The organism is Acinetobacter sp. SwsAc6, assembly GCF_013391565.1.
GTDB classification, from domain to species: Bacteria; Pseudomonadota; Gammaproteobacteria; order Pseudomonadales; family Moraxellaceae; genus Acinetobacter; species Acinetobacter cumulans.
In genome coordinates this window covers 1-21,112 of sequence record NZ_JACAXE010000011.1, presented here as the reverse complement: position 1 = coordinate 21,112, position 21,112 = coordinate 1, and the positions used below count along the sequence as shown (strand labels likewise).

Annotated in this window: 20 protein-coding genes; 9 read left to right on the top strand and 11 right to left on the bottom strand. The window is 40.3% G+C overall.

The annotated features are described in order from the left end of the window. Complete coding sequence (locus tag HYG93_RS09430; protein ID WP_178962409.1) at window positions 1-1,170, top strand: glycosyltransferase family 4 protein; 1,170 nt, start codon at window positions 1-3, stop codon at window positions 1,168-1,170. Beyond that, window positions 1,171-1,929, top strand: coding sequence for a WecB/TagA/CpsF family glycosyltransferase (locus HYG93_RS09425; RefSeq protein ID WP_178962407.1), 759 nt, complete (start codon window positions 1,171-1,173; stop codon window positions 1,927-1,929). A gap of 48 nt (window positions 1,930-1,977) precedes the next feature. On the opposite strand, the gene HYG93_RS09420 is transcribed toward HYG93_RS09425, so the two are convergent. Next, the gene (locus HYG93_RS09420; protein WP_178962405.1) at window positions 1,978-3,405 is read right to left on the bottom strand and encodes a mannose-1-phosphate guanylyltransferase/mannose-6-phosphate isomerase; all 1,428 of its coding nucleotides are present in this window, start codon (window positions 3,403-3,405) and stop codon (window positions 1,978-1,980) included. A 300-nt stretch (window positions 3,406-3,705) separates the two neighbouring features. Between HYG93_RS09420 and HYG93_RS09415 the strand changes: the two genes are divergently transcribed. The 5 genes from HYG93_RS09415 (at window position 3,706) to galE (ending at window position 9,979) form a co-directional block, all read left to right on the top strand. Further along, complete coding sequence (locus HYG93_RS09415; protein WP_178962403.1) at window positions 3,706-5,070, top strand: undecaprenyl-phosphate glucose phosphotransferase; 1,365 nt, start codon at window positions 3,706-3,708, stop codon at window positions 5,068-5,070. A 67-nt stretch (window positions 5,071-5,137) separates the two neighbouring features. Next, window positions 5,138-6,013, top strand: a complete 876-nt coding sequence (galU, locus tag HYG93_RS09410) for a UTP--glucose-1-phosphate uridylyltransferase GalU (protein ID WP_178962401.1) — start codon at window positions 5,138-5,140, stop codon at window positions 6,011-6,013. An 18-nt stretch (window positions 6,014-6,031) separates the two neighbouring features. Next, window positions 6,032-7,300 carry a UDP-glucose/GDP-mannose dehydrogenase family protein gene (locus HYG93_RS09405; RefSeq protein ID WP_178962399.1) on the top strand — a complete coding sequence of 423 codons (1,269 nt, stop codon included), beginning with the start codon at window positions 6,032-6,034 and terminating at the stop codon, window positions 7,298-7,300. 35 nt (window positions 7,301-7,335) lie between these two features. Next, window positions 7,336-8,967 carry a glucose-6-phosphate isomerase gene (gene pgi, locus HYG93_RS09400; RefSeq protein WP_256733422.1) on the top strand — a complete coding sequence of 544 codons (1,632 nt, stop codon included), beginning with the start codon at window positions 7,336-7,338 and terminating at the stop codon, window positions 8,965-8,967. After that, on the top strand, window positions 8,960-9,979 hold the full coding sequence (gene galE / locus HYG93_RS09395) for a UDP-glucose 4-epimerase GalE (protein ID WP_106985587.1): 1,020 nt from the start codon (window positions 8,960-8,962) through the stop codon (window positions 9,977-9,979). The genes pgi and galE overlap by 8 nt, the downstream gene beginning before the upstream one ends. A gap of 45 nt (window positions 9,980-10,024) precedes the next feature. Here the strand turns inward: galE and HYG93_RS09390 are convergent, their stop codons facing one another. The 9 genes from HYG93_RS09390 to HYG93_RS09350 all read right to left on the bottom strand — a co-directional run bounded on the left by HYG93_RS09390 (window position 10,025) and on the right by HYG93_RS09350 (window position 19,092). Further along, complete coding sequence (locus HYG93_RS09390; RefSeq protein ID WP_106985586.1) at window positions 10,025-11,395, bottom strand: phosphomannomutase CpsG; 1,371 nt, start codon at window positions 11,393-11,395, stop codon at window positions 10,025-10,027. 53 nt (window positions 11,396-11,448) lie between these two features. After that, on the bottom strand, window positions 11,449-13,287 hold the full coding sequence (gene glmS, locus HYG93_RS09385) for a glutamine--fructose-6-phosphate transaminase (isomerizing) (RefSeq protein ID WP_106985585.1): 1,839 nt from the start codon (window positions 13,285-13,287) through the stop codon (window positions 11,449-11,451). Window positions 13,288-13,299: 12 nt separating this feature from the next. After that, a complete protein-coding gene (gene glmU / locus HYG93_RS09380; protein WP_106985584.1) occupies window positions 13,300-14,664 on the bottom strand; it encodes a bifunctional UDP-N-acetylglucosamine diphosphorylase/glucosamine-1-phosphate N-acetyltransferase GlmU in 1,365 nt (454 codons plus the stop codon). Window positions 14,665-14,684: 20 nt separating this feature from the next. Next, on the bottom strand, window positions 14,685-15,206 hold the full coding sequence (locus HYG93_RS09375) for a phosphatidylglycerophosphatase A (RefSeq protein ID WP_106985583.1): 522 nt from the start codon (window positions 15,204-15,206) through the stop codon (window positions 14,685-14,687). Next, window positions 15,184-16,101 carry a thiamine-phosphate kinase gene (gene thiL, locus HYG93_RS09370; protein ID WP_106985582.1) on the bottom strand — a complete coding sequence of 306 codons (918 nt, stop codon included), beginning with the start codon at window positions 16,099-16,101 and terminating at the stop codon, window positions 15,184-15,186. The genes HYG93_RS09375 and thiL overlap by 23 nt, the downstream gene beginning before the upstream one ends. A 21-nt stretch (window positions 16,102-16,122) precedes the next feature. Continuing rightward, window positions 16,123-16,572, bottom strand: a complete 450-nt coding sequence (gene nusB, locus HYG93_RS09365) for a transcription antitermination factor NusB (protein WP_106985581.1) — start codon at window positions 16,570-16,572, stop codon at window positions 16,123-16,125. Window positions 16,573-16,576: 4 nt separating this feature from the next. Beyond that, on the bottom strand, window positions 16,577-17,047 hold the full coding sequence (gene ribE, locus HYG93_RS09360; RefSeq protein ID WP_067731440.1) for a 6,7-dimethyl-8-ribityllumazine synthase: 471 nt from the start codon (window positions 17,045-17,047) through the stop codon (window positions 16,577-16,579). 18 nt (window positions 17,048-17,065) lie between these two features. Continuing rightward, on the bottom strand, window positions 17,066-18,181 hold the full coding sequence (ribBA, locus tag HYG93_RS09355; RefSeq protein ID WP_106985580.1) for a bifunctional 3,4-dihydroxy-2-butanone-4-phosphate synthase/GTP cyclohydrolase II: 1,116 nt from the start codon (window positions 18,179-18,181) through the stop codon (window positions 17,066-17,068). Between the two features lie 341 nt (window positions 18,182-18,522). After that, window positions 18,523-19,092, bottom strand: a complete 570-nt coding sequence (locus HYG93_RS09350; RefSeq protein WP_178962395.1) for a TetR/AcrR family transcriptional regulator — start codon at window positions 19,090-19,092, stop codon at window positions 18,523-18,525. A gap of 128 nt (window positions 19,093-19,220) precedes the next feature. Here HYG93_RS09350 and HYG93_RS09345 point away from each other — a divergent pair, with 128 nt between their 5' ends. Together HYG93_RS09345 and HYG93_RS09340 are read left to right on the top strand one after the other, a co-directional pair. After that, on the top strand, window positions 19,221-19,970 hold the full coding sequence (locus HYG93_RS09345) for an SDR family oxidoreductase (RefSeq protein WP_178962394.1): 750 nt from the start codon (window positions 19,221-19,223) through the stop codon (window positions 19,968-19,970). 49 nt (window positions 19,971-20,019) lie between these two features. After that, window positions 20,020-20,604, top strand: a complete 585-nt coding sequence (locus HYG93_RS09340) for a 2-hydroxychromene-2-carboxylate isomerase (protein ID WP_178962392.1) — start codon at window positions 20,020-20,022, stop codon at window positions 20,602-20,604. An 82-nt stretch (window positions 20,605-20,686) separates the two neighbouring features. Here HYG93_RS09340 and HYG93_RS09335 read toward each other — a convergent pair. Next, window positions 20,687-21,112, bottom strand: a 426-nt coding sequence (locus tag HYG93_RS09335) for an aldehyde dehydrogenase family protein (protein WP_178962390.1), incomplete at its 5' end; no start/stop codon positions are given.

Below are 21,112 nucleotides of genomic sequence, written 5' to 3'. Positions count from 1 at the left end.
TTGAAAATTTTGATCTTACATAATGAGTATCAACAATATGGCGGAGAAGATACAGTTGTAAAAAATGAATTAAAACTTTTACAGGATGCAGGGCACTCTGTGCATGTTGAAATTATTTCAAACCATCAGATAAATGGGATTTGGAGTAAGCTGAGTGCGGCTATAGGTTTGGTTTTTTCATGGAAATCGTATTTTGCTGTAAAAAAAATAATTAAAGAAGCTAAACCTGATATTGTGCATGTTCATAACTTTTTTCCATTATGGTCTCCATCAATTTTTTACGCATGTAAGTCTTTAAATGTACCTGTTATTTTGACATTGCATAATTATAGAACATTATGTCCAACAGCTTTACTTATGCATGATGGAAAAGTCATTGAAAAAAGTATTACTGACGGCCCTTGGTGGAGTGTACCGAAAAAGGTATATCGTGATTCATTATTAGGTACGTTTTTACTCGCATTAATGATAAGTGTTCATAAATATTTAGATACATGGAATAAGCAAGTGTCTAAATTTATTGTACTTACTAAGTTTGCAAAAGCGAAATTTAGCTCAGCAGGATTTTTAGGAAATAAAATTGTAGTAAAACCTAATTTTGTTGATATTGACTTTAATCAAGATCAAAAAACCTTAGATTCTACCTTTCTATATGTAGGGCGTTTATCAGAGGAAAAGGGAATTAGTACGTTAAAGAAAGTGGTTGAAAAAAATAATGCTTTAAAAGTGACAATCGTGGGTACAGGACCTCAAGAAGAAGAACTTTCTCATTCAAATTTCAATCATTTAGGGAAACAGTCACTTGAATCTGTTTTCAATCAAATGAAAAAACATATGGCGCTCGTTATGCCGAGTATTTGGTATGAAGGTTTTCCGATGACATTAGTCGAAGCATATGCAAATGGGTTGCCAGTGATTGCCAGTCGTATTGGAGCATTAGAAGAGTTAGTAGAACATCAGGTAACAGGTTTACTGTTTGAAGCGGGTAATTCTGATAGTTTGGTACAGACTATGCAATGGGCATTAGATCATCCGCAAGAAATGTATCAAATGGGTTTAAATGCCCGAAAAAAATACGAGCAATTTTATACCGCACAAAAGAATCTACAGCAACTTGAAGATATTTATATGGATGCGATTCAATCTTGTAATTATGAGAGACAAAATTAAATGAGTGTACAGCCCAAGAAAATCATACACGTAATTGATGCACCCATTGATCAAGTTACTTGGGAAGATGCTGTTCAGCGATTATCGTCATGGGGTGAAAATCATGAAAGTCGTGTGGTTTGTATCTGCAATGCGCATTCAGTGGTAACTGCAAAGCAAGATCCAGAATTTAATCAGGTATTAAAGCATGCAGATATGTCTACGCCTGATGGAGCTCCTGTGGCGTGGATGATCAAAAAGGTTTCTGGACAACCACAAGATCGGATTAATGGCCCAGATCTGATGTTGAAATACTGTGCACATGCAGAAAAAATAGGGCAGTCTATTTATTTGTATGGCGGTAAAGAGTCGACTCTTGATATTTTGGTGGATGTACTTCAAACCAAATATCCAAATTTGAAAATATCAGGCTATTTATCTCCACCATTTCGTGAATTAACTAGCGAAGAAAAAGATAAAATCGTTCATGATATTAATAAATCAGGCGCACATACTGTTTGGGTTGGCTTAGGTTGTCCTAAGCAAGAAAAATGGATGCTTGAACATAAAGGTAAAATTAATGCCCCTATGATTGGTGTTGGTGCTGCTTTTGATTATCATGCTGGAACAATTAAACGTGCCCCAAAGTGGATGCAAAATTCAGGATTAGAATGGTTTCATCGTTTATGTTCAGAACCAAAGCGCCTTTGGAAGCGTTATTTAGTTACTAATACGTTGTTTGTTTTATATGCATTTAAGCAATTGTTGACCTTCAAGTAAAATATAAAAGGGCATAAGTTTATGCCCTTAAATTTGTACTATTTTTTATTAAACTCGCCCATATACGTCTTCAAAACGCACAATATCATCTTCACCTAGGTAAGAACCGGACTGAACTTCAATCAGTTCTAGTGGTACTTTTCCGGGGTTTTCAAGCGCATGTGTTTCTCCGAGCGGAATATATACGGATTCATTCTCAGTGAGTAAGAAGGTTTCTTTGCCTTTGTAGATGCGAGCTGTTCCACTGACTACAATCCAATGTTCTGCACGGTGGTGATGCATTTGTAAAGAAAGCTTTTGGCCAGGGTTCACTGTAATGCATTTGACTTGGTGGCGCTGTCCATTATCAATGGAATCATAGCAACCCCAAGGGCGATATACTTTACGGTGAGTATCCACCTCGGTACGTTCATTTGATTTTAATTTTTCTACAATCTTTTTAATGTCTTGGACTTTATTTTTATTTGCAACCAAAACAGCATCAGGTGTTTCAATCACAACAACATCATCTAATCCAAGGACGCTAACTAAGCGACTGTCAGCGTGAATTAAAGAGTTGGATGTGTTTATAGCGATGATATCGCCACGGCAAACATTGCCATTTTGATCTTTGCTACTAACTTCCCATACACTTTTCCAAGCGCCTACATCACTCCAGTTGGCTTTAAGAGGTACAACAACAACCTGATCAGATTTTTCCATTACGGCATAATCAATAGAGTCATCAGGGGATTTTTTAAAACTTTCTTGATCTAATCGTACAAAATCTAAATCATTTTTGCTGAGTTTGAACGATTCTTTGGCTTGATTTGCAATCGCCGAATTAAATTTCTGTAACTCTTGTAAGTAGACAGAAGCTTTAAACATAAACATGCCACTATTCCAAAGATACGAGCCTTGGTCTAAATATTGTTGGGCAGTTTGAGCATCTGGTTTTTCTACAAATTGCTCAACTTTACATGCTTTTATTGCTTGGTCTGTAGAAATTGAGTCTGATGCTTTAATATAACCATAACCGACTTCTGGTGAGGTAGGAACAATACCAAAAGTCACCAGTAGACCAGATTCAGCTGCTTCTAAGCCCACTTTAACAGCATCATTAAAAGCTTCTTGTTGCTGTATAACGTGGTCTGCAGCAAGAATGAGTAAAACAGGATCATCTCCATAAGAGAGGGCAAGTTCTGCGGCGGCAGCAATAGCAGGTGCAGTGTTTCTAGCAACAGGTTCAAGTAAAATTTTTGCGTTGATTTTCTGTTGCCTTAGTTGTTCGGCAACAATAAAGCGATGATTTTCATTGGTGACAATAATAGGGTTTTGAAAGTTATCTATAGCATGATTTAATTTTGTAATTCTTTCTAAAGTAAGCTGAAATAATGTTTTTTCTTCAGTAATGGGTAAAAATTGTTTAGGATAGTTAGATCTTGAAAGTGGCCAAAGTCTCGTGCCAGAACCACCAGATAGAATCACAGGAATCATATTATGGGTCTCTCATAATTTTATTATTGCTTATCCTACATGAATATATATCTAAATCAAAATAAATACAGTATTTCGTTCGGCATTCAATAATATAGTAAACAATGATGAAAGTAATTTTAGAGTTTAATTGTCAAAAAATGATTGCGTGTTTATAATGCTGAAGAAAATATTAATTAATTATTTTATTGATTTTTCAAGACTTGGGATGGACTTTCTAAATAAATCAAGAATCTATGCAAAGGGTTTCATTGATAAGAATGGCTGTTTATATAATAAATTAAGCGATATGGGGAAAAAATGGCTTCTCGATTAAATGCGTCTTACGTATCAATTTTACAAAGATTTTGTGATGTGGTAGCTATTTATTGGGCTTTGTATGCTGTTTTTAATTTAAACTCATTAGCGATCAGCCATCAGGTTATGCTTATATTTTTAAGTATGGTCAGTTTTTTTCAATTGATTGGTGGATTGACAGATTTTTATCGTTCTTGGCGTGGTGTAAGTCTATTTAATGAATTAGTTGCTTGCTTAAAAAATATCTTCTTCAGTGCTTGCTTGCTTCTTCCATTTTGTCTTTTTTATTCTGATATTAGTTTAAAGATTCTGATTCAATATTTTTGTGCAGTCTTAGTCTTTATGGCAGTATTACGGATTTTTGTTCGTTTAATATATGCGATTTCCTTTAAAATATTCAAAAAATCTCGAAATGTAATTGTTATTGGTGATTCTGTTAAAGCACATAAGCTTTTTACTGATTTAAAAAAATCAGAGTGGATTGGATTTAATCCGCTGGGTATTTATTCATTTAATGAAAAAGCAGATCAATATGATTTTAATGGTAATGTAAATGATGCAATTGGCATTATTCATTCAGAAGATATTAATCAAGTCTATATTGTGACAAGTCAGGAAAATATTCATCAAGTCGATAACCTATTAAAAATGCTTTCGGATACAACATGTTCAACAGTTATTGTCCCTGAGTTATTTAGTTATGATTTTTTATATTCTCGAGTAGAAGATATTAATGGTACTCCAATTATTCCAATCATCGATACACGTATTAAAGGAATAAATATCTTTCTTAAGCGTGTCGAAGATATCTGTGTTGCTTCAACTATTTTAGTGCTTATTTCCCCCTTGTTATTGTGTATTGCGATTGCGATTAAGCTCAATTCTAAAGGTCCTGTATTCTTTAAACAAATCCGTTATGGCTTAAATGGTAAACCAATTTTAGTTTATAAATTTAGAAGTATGTCTGTTATGGAAAATGGCGCTAAAGTTACACAGGCTGTGAAAAATGACCCACGTGTGACTAAGGTTGGTGCATTTTTACGAAAAACATCTTTAGACGAGCTTCCTCAATTTATTAACGTTGTTTTAGGCAATATGTCTGTTGTAGGACCTCGACCGCATGCCGCTGCACATAATGAAGAATATCGTAAACTGATTACCGGCTATATGTTGCGTCATAAAGTGAAGCCAGGTATTACAGGCTTAGCGCAAATTAGAGGTTGGCGTGGCGAAACAGATACCTTAGATAAAATGGAAAAGCGGGTTGAGTGTGATTTAGAATATATCCGTACATGGAGTATTTTACTGGATATTAAAATTATCTTTCTTACTATATTTAAAGGATTTATTAATAAAGCGGCATATTAATATGTGGCTTATATTTAATAACCAAACATTTATTAACTTAATATTTTAAACTTAGAAGTGTAGTGTCATGATTAAAAAGGCAATTCTTCCAGTCGCAGGCTTAGGTACGCGTTTTTTACCTGCAAGTAAATCTATTCCTAAAGAAATGGTTACAGTTGTAGACCGTCCAGCCATTGAATATGTGGTGCGTGAAGCTGTTGCGGCTGGTGTAGAGCAAATCATTTTGGTCACACATAGCTCTAAAGCTTCAATTGAAAACTATTTTGATCGTAACTTTGAGCTTGAAACAACTTTAGAAAATAAAAAGAAATATGATCTGTTAAAAACAATTACAGAAATTTTACCTGCACATGTGAGTGTTGTGAGTGTACGTCAGCCTCAACCATTAGGTTTAGGGCATGCTGTACTTTGTGCAAAATCTATTGTAGGTGAAGATGATTTTGCAGTTTTACTTCCAGACGTACTGGTTAAAGATGATGCGGCGGATAATGATTTGAGTTTGATGATTCGTCGTTTTAATGAATCAAAAGCTTCGCAAATTATGGTCGAAGCTGTTCCTGATGAGTTAGTCGATCAGTATGGTATTGTTGATGTGGCAACAACCCCAGAGGAAGGCCATAGCATCGAAATGCAAGGGATTGTTGAAAAGCCTGCAGTAGGGACAGCACCTTCTAACCTATCTGTGGTGGGACGTTATGTGCTCCCAGCAAAAATTATGCAATTACTTGAGCAGACACCTAAGGGTGCAGGCAATGAAATTCAATTGACTGATGCAATTGCATTGTTGCAACAAACAGAATCAGTTGAAGCTTATCGTATGAAAGGTCAAACCTTTGACTGTGGTAGCAAAATTGGCTATTTAAAAGCAGTTTTGCACTATGGAATTGCACATCCGCAACTTGGTGAAGAATTTAAAACACTTATTAAAGAGCTCAATGCTTAAAATAAACAGAGGATGTATATGAAAATTGCGGTATTTGGTTCGACGCTTAATGCAGCGGTTATGGGGGCATTATTTGCTGAACATGGACATAGTGTGATCTGGTGTCCAGAGTCTGATATCCGCTTTTTTCATGTACATAATTTGCCTTTCGATTCCAATTTAAAAAAGATTATTGAATTACAGCAGCTGAACGGTGCTTTAAAAATTTGTGATTTGTCGCAGATTTTAAAATACGAATTTGATGTCTATTTTTTGGCCTTCAACCCTTCAAAATTAGATGTAGCAATTGAACTGGCTCATAAATTAAAAGCTGAACCGATTATTCATCCTAAATTGATGGTTAATAGTTCGACCTTTGGTTTACAAGGAACAAAGACGCTACAAGATATTTTGTCTAAAGATGCCTGGGTATATATTCCTGATATGACGCAGGAAGGTTCTTCAGTTGAAAATATCGAACAATCGACTTCAATTGTAATTGGTACGAATGAAGATGCGTTTGCTAAGAAACAGATAAAAGAATTGTTACGGCCGATTTATCCACGTATGCATCAGCTGATTTTTATGCCAATATTAGATGCTGAATTTACTAAAATGAGTATTTCAGGCATGTTGGCGACGCGGATCAGTTATATGAATGATCTGTCCTTAGTTGCTGAAAAACTCAATATTGATATTGAAAATGTACGTTTAGGGGTAGGAGCTGATAGCCGTATCGGGCCAAGCTATTTATATTCTGGTGTGGGGTTTGGTGGGGAAAACTTCTCACGTGATATTTTAGCTTTGTCGCAAACTGTCACTGATTCAGGCAATCGTAGTCGATTATTACAACAGGTTTGGGAAATTAATGAGCAGCAGAAAGAATTGCTGTTCAGAAAATTTTGGAACTATTATCAGGCAGATATTCAGGGTAAAACAGTCGCAATATGGGGGGCTTCATTTAGAGAAAGCTCATCCAGTATTATCAATTCACCTATCCACAGTTTACTACAAGCATTCTGGGCACAAAAGGTGACCGTTCGATTGCATGACCCAAGAGCATTGCCTGAAATTGAAAAGGTTTATGGGGCGCGCGATGATCTAATTTTGTGTGACGACCAATATGAAGCAGCAGAAAATGCGCATGCACTGTGTTTAGTTACAGCATGGAAACAATATTGGAGTCCTGATTATCGACGATTAAAAAACGTGATGCAGCATCCTTTTATATTAGATGGTCGTAATATTTATGACCCACACTATGTAAAAGAAGAGGGCTTTGCATACGAGGGGGTGGGACGATTATGAATAATATAGAGCAATTTCCGAAACAAGATTCACATATGATCTATACGAAGCTAAAGGCTTTAGCGGACAATCAAAAAGAAACGCATTTAAGTCAACTATTTGCAAAAAACCCATTAAGATTTGAGCAATGTTCAATTCATATCAACCAATTGTGCTTCGATTTTAGTAAGCATCGTGTCAATGGCAAAGTATTTGAGCAACTGATTGCTTATGCAAAATCTCATCAATTAAAAGATTGGATTCAAAGTCTATTTTCGGTAGAAAAAATCAACTACACCGAAAAACGTGCTGCCATGCATTGGGCATTGCGTTTACCTAAAAATAGTCATGAGCATCCACAACTTGCAAAACAAGTACATGGTCAATTGGATCGAATGTATGAATTGGTAGAGCGAATTCATGCTGGTCAATATCGTGGTGCGACTGGTGAAGTGATTCGAGATGTAGTGAATATTGGTGTAGGTGGGTCAGACTTAGGCCCACTCATGATTTCACACGCTTTAACTGATTTTAAAGTGCAAACGGCAAAAGATCTGAAAGTCCATTTTGTTTCTACAATGGATGGGAGTCAGCTTTCTGATTTATTGCACCAACTGCGCCCAGAGACGACTTTATTTATAATTTCATCAAAATCCTTCGGAACGATAGATACACTTTCTAATGCCCAAACAGCTCGATGCTGGTTGCAACGCACTCTAAAAGCATCTGATAGTGCATTGCAGTGCCATTTTGTGGGTGTTTCAACAAAACCTGACAAAATGACCGAATGGGGAATTAGAGAAGACAATCAATTCTTACTTTGGGATTGGGTAGGTGGTCGTTATTCTCTATGGTCTTGCATTGGTTTACCTATTGCATTAACAGTAGGTGTGGAAAATTTTAAAGACTTACTGGCTGGCGCATTTGAAATAGATCAACATTTTCAAACCGCACCATTTGAGCAAAATATTCCAGTGTTGATGGCACTTTTAGGTGTTTGGAATAATAACTTCTTAGATATTCAGACGCATGCGGTTTTACCTTATGATGGGCGCTTGAAGTATTTTGCCTCGTATTTGCAACAGCTCGAAATGGAATCAAATGGTAAGTCTGTACAGCGTACAGGTGAAAAAGCTGTAGTGGATACCTGCCCGATTATTTGGGGAGAGGTGGGGCCAAATGCACAACATGCTTTCTATCAACTGTTACATCAGGGTACTCATGCAGTAAGTTGTGACTTTATTGCTCCTGTACATCGTTATAATGCAAATCAATTTACTTATATTGATAATGCTGATGCCTTGGTTGAACAGCATCATTTAGCACTTTCTAACTGCTTGGCACAGTCTCGTTTACTTGCCTTTGGTAATGAAGTGTTAGATCAAACAGAACTTGAAAATTTACCTGCTTATAAGCAATATGCTGGAAATCAACCGAGTACTACCGTGTTATTGGATCAATTAACGCCGTATACATTAGGGATGTTAGTTGCGCTATATGAGCACAAAGTATTTGTACAATCAGTCTTGTGGAATATCAATGCTTTCGATCAATGGGGTGTAGAAAAGGGTAAAGAAATTGCCAATCACCTTTTGCCGATTTTAAATCGTGAAGCAGAGGATGTTTCTCACTTTGATTCTTCGACACAAGGTTTGTTAAAGATTTTATTAGGAAAAAAGAATGGCTAAGATTTTAGTGACGGGTGGTGCAGGTTATATTGGCTCACATACCTGTGTTGAGCTTCTTTGCGCTGGTCATGAAGTTGTAGTCTTAGATAATTTATCCAATAGTGCTGAAGAGGCCTTAGTGCGTGTGCAGAATATTGCATCAAAGTCTTTAGACTTTGTACAGGGTGATATTCGCGATGCTCAGGTTTTGGATACATTATTTGAGCAGCATACAATTGATGCAGTCATTCATTTTGCTGGCTTAAAAGCCGTAGGCGAAAGCCAACAATTTCCTGCGATGTATTTTGATAATAACATTGCGGGTTCTATCTCTTTAGTACAAGCCATGGCGCGAGCAGGCGTATATAAGCTGGTATTTAGTTCATCGGCTACGGTTTATGATGAAGCGAATGTATCGCCCTTAAATGAAGAAATGCCAACGGGCATGCCAAATAACAATTATGGTTATACCAAGTTGGTTGTTGAGCAAATGCTACAAAAGTTAGCTGAAGCAGATGAGCGCTGGTCGATTGCCTTGTTGCGTTATTTCAACCCTGTTGGCGCACATAAGAGTGGTCAAATGGGGGAAGACCCACAGGGCATTCCTAATAACTTAATGCCTTATTTGACACAAGTAGCTGTTGGTCGCCGGGAAAAGTTGTCTATTTTTGGCAATGATTATGAAACCGCTGACGGGACTGGTGTACGTGATTATATTCATGTGGTCGATTTGGCCAATGCGCATTTATGTGCGCTGAATAATCGTCTGCATCAGACAGGTTGTCGTGCATGGAATATTGGTACGGGTACAGGTTCTTCTGTTTTAGAACTTAAAAATACGTTTGAGCAAGTGAATCAAATCACCATCCCGTTTGAATTTGCACCACGACGTGCAGGCGATGTAGCAATTTCATTTGCGGATAATGCGCGTGCTGTTGCAGAATTAGGCTGGCAACCGAAATATGGATTAGAAGATATGTTGGCAGACAGTTGGAACTGGCAAAAGCAGAACCCACAAGGTTACCAATCCTAAGCTAGAAAAAAAGAGCCTCGAAAGGCTCTTTTTTATTGCTATCAATTAAGCTTCAATGAGCTGGGTAAGTAGATCAACATAGTATTGAATAGATTCTGGATTTTTCGATGCTGTTGTTTCGATATTTAGGCGTAACAGTGGCTCAGTATTCGAAGCGCGCACGTTTAGGCGCCAGTTGCCAAAATCGAGGCTAATGCCATCAGTTTTATCAATCGCAGGATTTTGTGCTGCAAAAAACTCAAAGATCTTTTGAATCGTCACTTGTGTATCTTGTACTTTAAAGTTGATTTCGCCAGAGCAAGGGAATTTTGCAATCATGCCTTCTACTAAAGAAGACAGTGTTTGCTGCGTTTCAGACAATACTGAAACAGCCAACAACCATGGAATCATGCCGCTGTCGCAGTAAGCAAAATCACGGAAATAATGATGTGCAGACATTTCGCCACCATATACCGCATTTTGTTCACGCATCACTTGTTTAATAAATGCATGCCCTGATTTTGATTGTACAGTTTGGCCCTTATATTGTTCTACGATGTCCACGGTATTCCATACGAGGCGTGGGTCATGCACAATTTTTTCACCTGCTTGCTTGAGCAAAAATGCTTGAGCAAGTAAGCCAACAATATAATAGCCTTCAATAAATTGACCTTTTTCATCAAATAAGAAGCAACGGTCAAAGTCACCATCCCAGGCAAGGCCCATATCTGCCCCATGTTCAAGTACTGCATTACGTGTACTGTCACGGTTTTCAACTAGGAGTGGGTTGGGAATACCATTGGGGAATGTGCCATCCGCTTCATGATGGATTTTAATAAATTCTACAGGCACATTGAGGCTTTTGAATTTTTCTTCAATGGCATCAATTACATGGCCTGCTGCACCATTCCCCGCATTGACCACCAGTTTTAATGGACGAATTTTTGCTGGGTCAATATAGCCCATCAAATGCTCTACAAATTCAGGCAAAATATTGTATTTTTCTGTCGTGCCTTTATGCTCAACTTCATTGAATACACCAGCTTCAGCTAAAGCTTGAATTTCTTTTAAGCCTGTATCAGCGCTAATTGGACGTGAATTTTCACGCACCAATTTCATGCCATTATAATCCATAGGATTATGGCTGGCAGTGACTTCAATTCCCCCTTGTACATCAAGATGGAATGCACCAAAGTAGACTTCTTCAGTCCCTGTCATACCAAGATCAAGCACATTGACGCCTGCATCATTCAGGCCTTTGATGGTTGCTTGTTTTAAGCCTTCACTGCTTAAGCGAATGTCACAGCCGACCACGATGGTTTTAGGTTGGTAAATTTGACCATAGGCGCGGCCTACTTTATAGGCGATGTCTTCGTTTAATTCTTCCCCAAGTTTTCCACGAATGTCATAAGCTTTAAAACAAGTTAAGGTTGTCATATAAAGTTCTCAAATTGTAGTTAGGAAAAAGGCTGACAACGTCAGCCTTTTTGTTATTCAACAGTTACGGATTTTGCTAAGTTTCGTGGCTGGTCTACATCTGTACCACGTAAAACAGCAACATGGTATGACAACAGTTGCACAGGAATACTGTAAACAATTGGAGCCAGTAGAGCATGAATGTTTGGCACATTCACAATATGTTGGCGATCTTTATTTTTGATGCCACTGTTTTCATCAGCAAAAACAAAGAGCTCACCGCCACGTGCTTGAACTTCTTCCATGTTAGATTTTAATTTATCCAACATGTCATCTTGCGGTGCAAGAATCACGACAGGCATGTCATTGTCAACCAAAGCCAATGGGCCATGTTTGAGTTCGCCTGCAGCATAACCTTCGGCATGAATATATGAAATTTCTTTCAGTTTCAATGCGCCTTCTAGTGCAATTGGGAAATTCGTACCACGGCCTAAAAATAGGCAGTGTTGTTTTTCTTTAAACAGTTCAGAGAGGCGAAGGATTTCTTCGTTATTTTGTAAAGTATCTAAAATAACTTTTGGAAGGTGCCATAGCTCAGCTGTAATTTCTTCAATTGCTTGATTTGAAATATTGCCCTTGATTTGACCAATTTTTAAGGTCAATAACATTAAGGCAGCGAGCTGTGTGGTAAAGGCCTTGGTTGATGCAACACCAATTTCTGGGCCTGCAAGTGTCAGCAAGCTGTGATTGGTTTCGCGCACCATAGACGATGTTGCAACGTTACAAATCGTCATGGTTGTAATGTCTAGGCCTTTTGCGAGAGCGCGTTTTTGCGTATCACGAAGTGCCGCTAAAGTATCTGCTGTTTCACCAGATTGTGAAATACACACATAGAGTGTGTTATTTACAATCACAGGTGAACGATAACGGAATTCGCTGGCAATTTCGACTTGGCAAGGTACATCAATGAGCTGTTCAAACCAATATTTTGCAATCATACCCGCATGGTAGCTGGTACCACAGGCAATGATTTGCACTTGTTGGATCTTCGCAAAGTCAGCTTCAGCTTCTTGTAAGAAATCTGAGCGTAATGCATTGCCATTTAAGGCTTGAGAGATGGTTTGCTGAATTGCTTCGGGTTGCTCATAAATTTCTTTGAGCATGAAATGCTTATATTCACCCTTTGATGCATTGCTGACAGTCGCATCAAGTTCTTTAATTGGGCGTTCTACACGGTTGCCATTTACAAATACTTCAATGCTGGTACGTGTTAGGCGCGCGATATCACCTTCTTCAAGGTAAATGAAGCGATTAGTAATAGGCAGGAGTGCCAATTGGTCTGAACTAATAAAGTTTTCACCAAAGCCGACACCAATCACCAGTGGTGAGCCTTCACGTACCGTGATCAATTCATTTGGGTGATCTGTATGGACAATACCAAGCGCATAAGCACCTTTCAGCTGTGGTACAACTTGGCGTACAGCTTCGAGTAAGCTCGGTGTGGATTTCAGTGCATCATTCACCAAATGTGCCACAACTTCAGTATCTGTTTGTGAGGTAAACACATAGCCCAAAGCTTCTAAGTCATCTTTGAGCTCTTGGTAGTTTTCGATAATCCCGTTGTGTACAACCGCAACCGTACCAGAAATATGTGGATGCGCATTATTTTCAGTTGGTTTGCCGTGTGTTGCCCAGCGGGTATGTGCGATTCCAAGTGAACCTGAAATTTGTGATTGATTAACCGCCTCTTCAAGATTCGCAACTTTACCCACGCGACGTTCGCGTAGTACATGACCTGAATTGATGAGGGCTAGACCTGCAGAGTCATAGCCACGGTATTCAAGGCGTTTTAAGCCTTCAATTAAAATATTAGTGATGCTGCGTTCAGCAATGCCGCCTACGATGCCACACATAATTTTGACCTCTTATTTCTTAATTTTTTGCGGACGCTGATAATTTTCTTTGGCAAATTGTTTAGAGCGTTCTACAGCTAAACAATTGTCAGCAACATCGCGGGTAATTGTTGAACCCGCACCGACTGTTGCACCATTGCCAATGGTAACAGGAGCAACGAGTGAGCTGTTTGAACCAATAAAGGCTGCATCGCCAATAATGGTTTTAAATTTGTTGGCACCATCATAGTTACAGGTAATCGTGCCTGCACCAATATTTGAGCCTGCACCTACTTCTGCATCGCCGAGGTAAGTGAAGTGATTGGCTTTAGAACCGAGGCCAATTTTAGTATTTTTGACTTCAACAAAGTTGCCAATATGCACATCATTGGCTAATTCTGCCCCTGGGCGTAAACGTGCGAAAGGCCCAATTTGAGCATATTCACCTACGACAGCGCTATCAAATACGCTATAAGGTTGAACTTTGGTGCCTGACGCAATTTTGGTGTTTTTAATTACACAGCCTGCACCAATTTCCACATTGTCACCAAGCTCGCAATCACCTTCGATAATCACATTGATATCAATGCGTACATCCTTGCCAGCTGTGAGATTGCCACGTAAATCAAAACGACTCGGATCAATCAAATGTATGCCTTGTTGCATGAGCTGTTTTGCTTGGAATATTTGAAATTCACGTTCTAAGGCAGCCAGTTGTACGCGGTCATTGACGCCTTCAACTTCAAAAGCAAGCTCTGGTTCTACAGATGCGACTTCTAAGCCATCCGCAATCGCCATGGCAACGATATCGGTCAGGTAATATTCGCCTTGCGCGTTATTGTTATTTAAGCGTGGAAGCCATTCGTGCAATTTGGCATTGCTCACAGCATAAATGCCCGTATTGAATTCTTTAATTTTACGTTGTTCTTCAGAAGCGTCTTTGTGTTCTACAATCGCTTGAATTTTACCGTTTTCACGTACAATTCGGCCGTAGCCTGTTGCATCAGCAACAGTTAAAGTGACTAAGCCAATACCAGAAGATTGAGATGCGTCGAGTAGCTTTTGCAGGGTTTGCTGCGTAATGCATGGCACATCACCTGAAAGGATGAGCGATAGGCCTTCTTTTGGTAAGACGGGGAGCGTTACTTTTACCGCATGGCCTGTACCGAGTTGTTCAGCTTGTTCGACCCATTGAATGTGTTCTTGAGTAAAAGCCTCTTGAACCAAACTGCCACCATGACCGTAGATCGTAATAATATTGGCTGCATTGAGTTTTTTTGCAGTTTCAATTACGTGTCCCAGTAGAGGGCGTCCTGCTAAGGGTTGCAAGACTTTTGGTAAATTAGAGCGCATACGCGTTCCTTTACCAGCGGCGAGAATGATAACGCTTGTTGACATGGTTGATCCTAGAAGTATCTTCACATCGATAAGAAATAAAAGTATAGGCAAATACACAAGGCTGCCCACAAACCTGCAATGATGTCATCGAGCATGATCCCGAATCCACCATCGACGCCACGGTCAATGGCACGAATAGGCCATGGTTTCCAAACATCAAAGAGCCGGAATAAGCCGAATCCAATCAATGCCCAGATCCAATTCATATTGCCTAAATATAGAAGAGGCAAGAAGGTAATGGATTGGCCTGCGAATTCGTCCCAGACGATACGCCCATCATCGTGTACGCCCATAATTTGTGCTGTTTTGCCACAAATATAGATTCCAATGACTGACATCAGCACAATAGCAATAATGGTGGCATTCAAACCAATTGCAAGCCACGCAGGGATAAACAGTAATGCGAAAGCAGAACCAAAAGTCCCTGGTGCTTTAGGAGCTAAGCCTGACCCAAAACCTACGCCACAAAACACGACGCAACGTTCAAACCAAGTCATACGCTGGAAATGAATTTTAGGTTTATGCAAAGTGTTGATATCCATTAGATTGAATGGAGTAATTTACGCCATTTTTTAATAAATTTAATCCCAAGTTTTGGGTAATTTGTCCAATAATCGTAATCGATGTATTGACGCACTGTTGTTTAATTTTTTGGTAATTTTCAGGGCTGATACTAAAGCATAACTCATAGTCATCGCCACCTGCTAATGCAGATTGAAATTTTTCTTGTTCAGATAATTTGTTTACAGTTTCGCTGAGAGGAAGCTTATCTAACTCAATGGTCGCACCGACATTTGAAGCCGTGAGAATATGTCCCAAATCTTGAGCCAAACCGTCTGAGATGTCGATCATGCTCGAGGCTAAGCCTTTGAGTTGCTCACCCAGTTCACAGCGAGGTGTTGGATAGTCTAGGCGTTGCTGTAAGGGGTGCCCACGGTGTTTTAAGCCATAAGCTGCATCACCAACTGTGCCGCTGACGCAAATGAGGTCGCCGATTTGAGCACCCGAGCGTGTAATGGCTTGACCAGTTTCAATCCAGCCCAGTGCGGTAATGGTAATGGTTAAGTGAGGACTTTGGGTGGTATCGCCACCAATTAAACTCACACCAAATTGATCGCAACAATCATATAAACCCTGACTAAAGCCTTTGAGCCAGTCATGATCAATTTGGGGTAAGCTCAATGCGAGTAAAATGCTATGCGGTTTAGCGCCCATGGCCGCAATATCAGAAAGATTGACGGCAACAGATTTCCAACCAATGGCATGTGGATCTGTATCGAAGGGGAAGTGTCGTCCAGCAACTGAAGTATCGGCACAGATGACCAATTGTTGCTGTGGAGGAGGGGTGAGCAGGGCTGAGTCGTCACCGACCCCTAAATCGACAGAATTTACATTCTTGCGATTAAAATAGGTGTCAATAATCGAAAACTCAGCCATACAACAATTCGACTTAAAAACTTAGTTCGCTTGCTGCTTTTCTGCTGCACGTAATGTGGTCGCTAAACGATCCAATACACCATTGATGTATTTATGGCTGTCTGCACCGCCAAAATGTTTAGCTAGCTCGATAGCTTCGTCTAAAACGACGCGATATGGAATTTCAAGATGTTCTTTCAATTCATACGCACCTAAACGAAGCGTCGCAAGTTCAACGCCATCAAGCGCTGATAACTCGCGGTCAAGCACAGGGATTAAAAGCGCATCCAATGCTTCATGATTGGCAACCACCTCGGTCAACAATTCATGATAATAGCCGAGATCCACTTTATGCATAGCATTTTCCACGCGAGTACGCGCTTCAATTTCATGCACTGGATTGTGGCTCATTTGCCATTCATAAATTCCTTGTACAGCAAAACGGCGTGCTTTGCGTTTTGCTGCATAAGTTGCTTGAAGTGTTTGCGACATAGCGTTAAATAGCCTTTAACAAGTTAACCATTTCAATTGCAGTCAATGCAGCTTCGCTGCCTTTATTGCCTGCTTTTGTTCCTGAGCGTTCAATCGCTTGTTCAATACTGTCCGTAGTCAATACACCGTTGATTACTGGCAAGCCAGCATCTAGGCCAACAACGCCTAAACCTTTAGCACATTCACCTGCAACAAAGTCGAAGTGAGGTGTGCTACCACGAATCACGGCACCAAGTGCAATGATAGCGTCAAAACGACCTGTTGCTGCGAGTTTTTTCGCAACGATAGGAAGTTCCCAAGCACCAGGCGCATGAACAACAGTGATATTATCCTCTGATACGCCATGACGTTTCAATGTATCAACGGCACCTTCTAGCAAATGTTCTACAACAAAGCTATTAAAACGACCAACTAAAATCGCATAACGGTCTTCGTTCGCGAGATGTAACATACCTTCAATACGGCGAACTGCCATAGTAACCTCGATAATTTCTTAAGATGTTTGATTTGCGGTGATGTATTCCACCACTTCTAAGTTAAAGCCTGATAGGGCATTGAAACGTAATGGAGAGCTAAGAAGCTTCATTTTTTCAACACCTAAATCACGTAAAATTTGTGCACCCACACCAATGGTTTGGTATTGCTGAGATAAAGCTGCATTTGATTTGGTTGGTTTTGGTGCGGTCAAGCTTTCAAGCGCAGGGCCTAGGTCTTGCAAATGACGCTGACCAATCCAGACCAATACACCACGGTCACTGCTGGCAATTTCTTTCAGTGCTTTGTCTAGGTTCCAAGCTGGCTCGCCATCTTTTTTGTTGATTTTCAACAAATCACGTGCTGGGCTAAAGCCATGTACGCGCACAGTAGTTACGCCTGCTTTTGGTTCACCTTTGACCAAAGCCAAATGAATGTCTGGGTTACCCACTTCACGGTAACGGAACAATTCAAATGTGCCGTATTCTGTGTCGAGGGTTTGTTGATCTAAACGTTCTACCGTTTGTTCATTGGTCATACGGTAGTGAATAAGATCGGCAATGGTCCCCATTTTAAGACCATGCTTTTCAGCAAATACTTCTAAATCTGGACGGCGCGCCATGGTGCCATCTTCATTAATAATTTCACAAATGACAGAAGCAGGTTCTAGCCCAGCTAAACGTGACAGGTCGCAACCCGCTTCAGTATGACCTGCACGGTGTAATACGCCACCAGGCTGTGCCATCAGTGGGAAAATATGCCCAGGTTGTACGATGTCTGCTGGTTTTGCATGTGCAGCTACAGCCGTTTGAATGGTGTGCGCGCGTTCTGCAGGTGAAATGCCAGTCGAAATGCCATTTGCGGCTTCAATCGACAATGTAAAGTTTGTTCCATGCTGTGCGCCATTGGCATCGACCATGAGTGGTAGATTTAACTGTTGGCAACGCTCTTTGCTTAATGTTAGGCAAACTAAGCCACGTGCATGCGTAATCATGAAGTTAATGTCTTCAGGGCGCACGTGGGTGGCAGCGATGACTAAATCACCTTCATTTTCACGGTCTTCGTCATCCATTAGAATGACCATTTTACCTGCACGAATATCCGCGACGAGCTCTTCAACTGTATTGAGCGGCATCAGCCTTCACCTTCTTTTTCGTCTTCTGTGAAGACATTAAACTTATATAGATTGTTGCATAGTCTAACGTTTTTTTGTGCGTTTTGCCTATGCTTATCATTTTCCCTTTCAGGTCCATTGTTATACACAGTCCGAACCAATTTTTAAAGTCAGGCTGAATTTAAAAGAATCGCTTTATGCATAATCTTTAAGCAATTGAAAAGAATAAAAAATGACAAAGTTAGTGTGGAAAGGCATAAAGCACAGCATTTTGTCCCTTAGTATCGATGGCTATGACTGCTTTACGAAAAAGTAATTATGAGCAATGACCCTTGATCAGCGTTATTTACATGTATATGAATTTATTGTGCCAAATGATGAAGATAATTTCGCATCATGGTTTTATTGGCCTGAAGAATCTGCTGTTGGAGACTAGGGTCTGGAATCGCACGAGCAATTAAAATGGCACCAACCAGCTGGCAGAGCATAGCCCAAGCTTTATCTGGGCATCCTAAGTGTTGTGTAAACAGTGCATGACCACGAAGCAGTTCTTGTTGATAGGTATATTTGATGTCGTCATTGGCGCGTGCCACTTCACTGGCCAATGCAGGGAGTACACAACCTTGATCTGCATGTTTTAAATGCGAAGGGGTCAAATAACGGTCCAACTCAAAATCAACCCATTCTGCTAACGTCTGATGGGGATTATTTTCCCAATGGGCAAAACTGTGTTGCAATTCTGTTTCTATTAATGCTTTAAACAAATCTTGCTTACTCGAAAAATGTGAGTAAAACGCACCGCTGGTGACACCAGCTACCTTCATAAAGCTGTCTACGCCTGTAGCAGCGAAGCCATTTTGTTTTGCTAACTGGCCACTGATGTGAAGCAATTCTTGCCGTTTTTGTTGTTTGTATTCGGGTTTGTAGCGCATGAGCACGACCCTGAAATTAAGATTGACGATAATTTAATCATAACATAGTATTCGTTATAGTAACGATCGTTATCTAATAGAATATTGATAGCGCATGGAATAAAACAATCCAGCACGAGGGGATCGTCATGGAAAATAATCAGCTGTCTCATCCAGCCAAGGGCGTGGCATTAATCATTGGTGCAGGAGATGCGACTGGCGGTGAAATTGCCAAGCGTTTTGCCCGCGGTGGCTATATAGCCTGCATGACGCGAAGAAATGCAGATAAGCTCGTGCCTCTAATAGAAGAAATTGAACAGCAGGGGGGCACGGCATTTGGTTTTGCTTCTGATGCGCGTAAAGAAGAACAGGTCGTTGAGCTGATGGAGCGGATTGAGTCTGAAATAGGGCCGATCGAAGTGCTGGTATTTAATATTGGTGCCAATGTGCCTTGTAGTATTTTGGAAGAAACAGCACGTAAATATTTTAAAATATGGGAAATGGCCTGCTTTGGCGCATTTTTGACTGGCCGTGAAGCGGCGAAACGCATGGTGACACGGGAGCGTGGCACGATTATTTTTACTGGTGCAACGGCGGGTATACGTGGTGCAGCCGGCTTTGCGGCTTTTGCAGGTGCAAAACATGCGCTTCGTGCCTTGGCGCAAAGTATGGCGAGAGAACTTGGCCCCCGTAATATTCATGTGGCGCATGTGGTGGTCGATGGTGCGATTGATACTGACTTTATTAAAGATACCTTTCCTGAGATGTATATGAAAAAGGCGCAAGACGGTATTTTAAACTCTGCACATATTGCTGAAAATTATTGGCATCTTTCACAGCAACCACGGGATGCATGGACACATGAATTAGACCTCAGACCCTGGATGGAGCGCTGGTAAGGATATAAAAAGAATTGAATGGACACATAAAATGACGAGGACTTTGAAAATGAGCAAGATTGAATTTTATTTTGATTTAGGTAGCCCATATAGCTTTTTGGGGTTTCACCGTATACAGCAGATTGCCGAGCAACATCAGGCAGAAATGATATGGAAACCGATGTTATTAGGAGGGGTCTTTAAAGCGACTGGGAATAACAGTCCAATGGCTGTGCCAGCCAAGGCACGCTATTCGATGATTGATTTACAGCGCTGGGCTAAGCTGTGGCATATTCCGGTACAGATGAATCCTTATTTTCCAATCAATACCTTAATGCTAATGCGTCTGCTGACTGCTGTGCAGTTGTATCAGCCAGCGCAGTTTCAACGGGTTTTGACTGTGCTGTTTGATGCGATATTTGGCCAGCCACGTAATTTAAATGATGTGACAGAGCTGATGAATTTAGCGCAAGAATTAGGTTTTGAAGTCACTCAAGTACAGGCGTGGCTAGAAGATGAAAAGGTGAAATCTGAGCTGAAGGCGGTCACACAAGAAGCGATTGATCGTGGGGTGTTTGGTGCACCAACGTGGTTTGTAGCAGATGAAATGTATTGGGGGGTTGACCATCTGCATTTTGTGGAAGCTGCGCTATAGAGAATTGAATAGCTTCTAAACAGGTCAAATAAAAAAGCGAACCGAAGTTCGCTTTTTAGGGTTTAACCATAGACTAACTCAATTAGAAGAAGCCCATAGGTTTAGTAGAATAGCTCACCAACAGGTTTTTGGTTTGTTGGTAATGGTCGAGCATCATTTTGTGGTTTTCACGGCCGATGCCTGATTTTTTGTAGCCACCGAAGGCCGCATGCGCAGGATAGATATGGTAGCAGTTGGTCCATACGCGACCGGCTTGAACCGCACGGCCTGCTCGGTATGAAGTATGTGCTGATCGTGACCATACGCCTGCGCCAAGGCCATAAATCGTGTCGTTGGCGATCTTGATGGCATCATCGAAATCTTTAAATGTGGTTACAGCAAGTACGGGCCCAAAAATTTCTTCTTGGAAAGTTTTCATGCTGTTGTTGCCTTTAAAGATGGTTGGTTCGATGTAGAAGCCTGTACCAACTTCTTGGCGTTCACCACCACCGGTCAGCACTTGCGCACC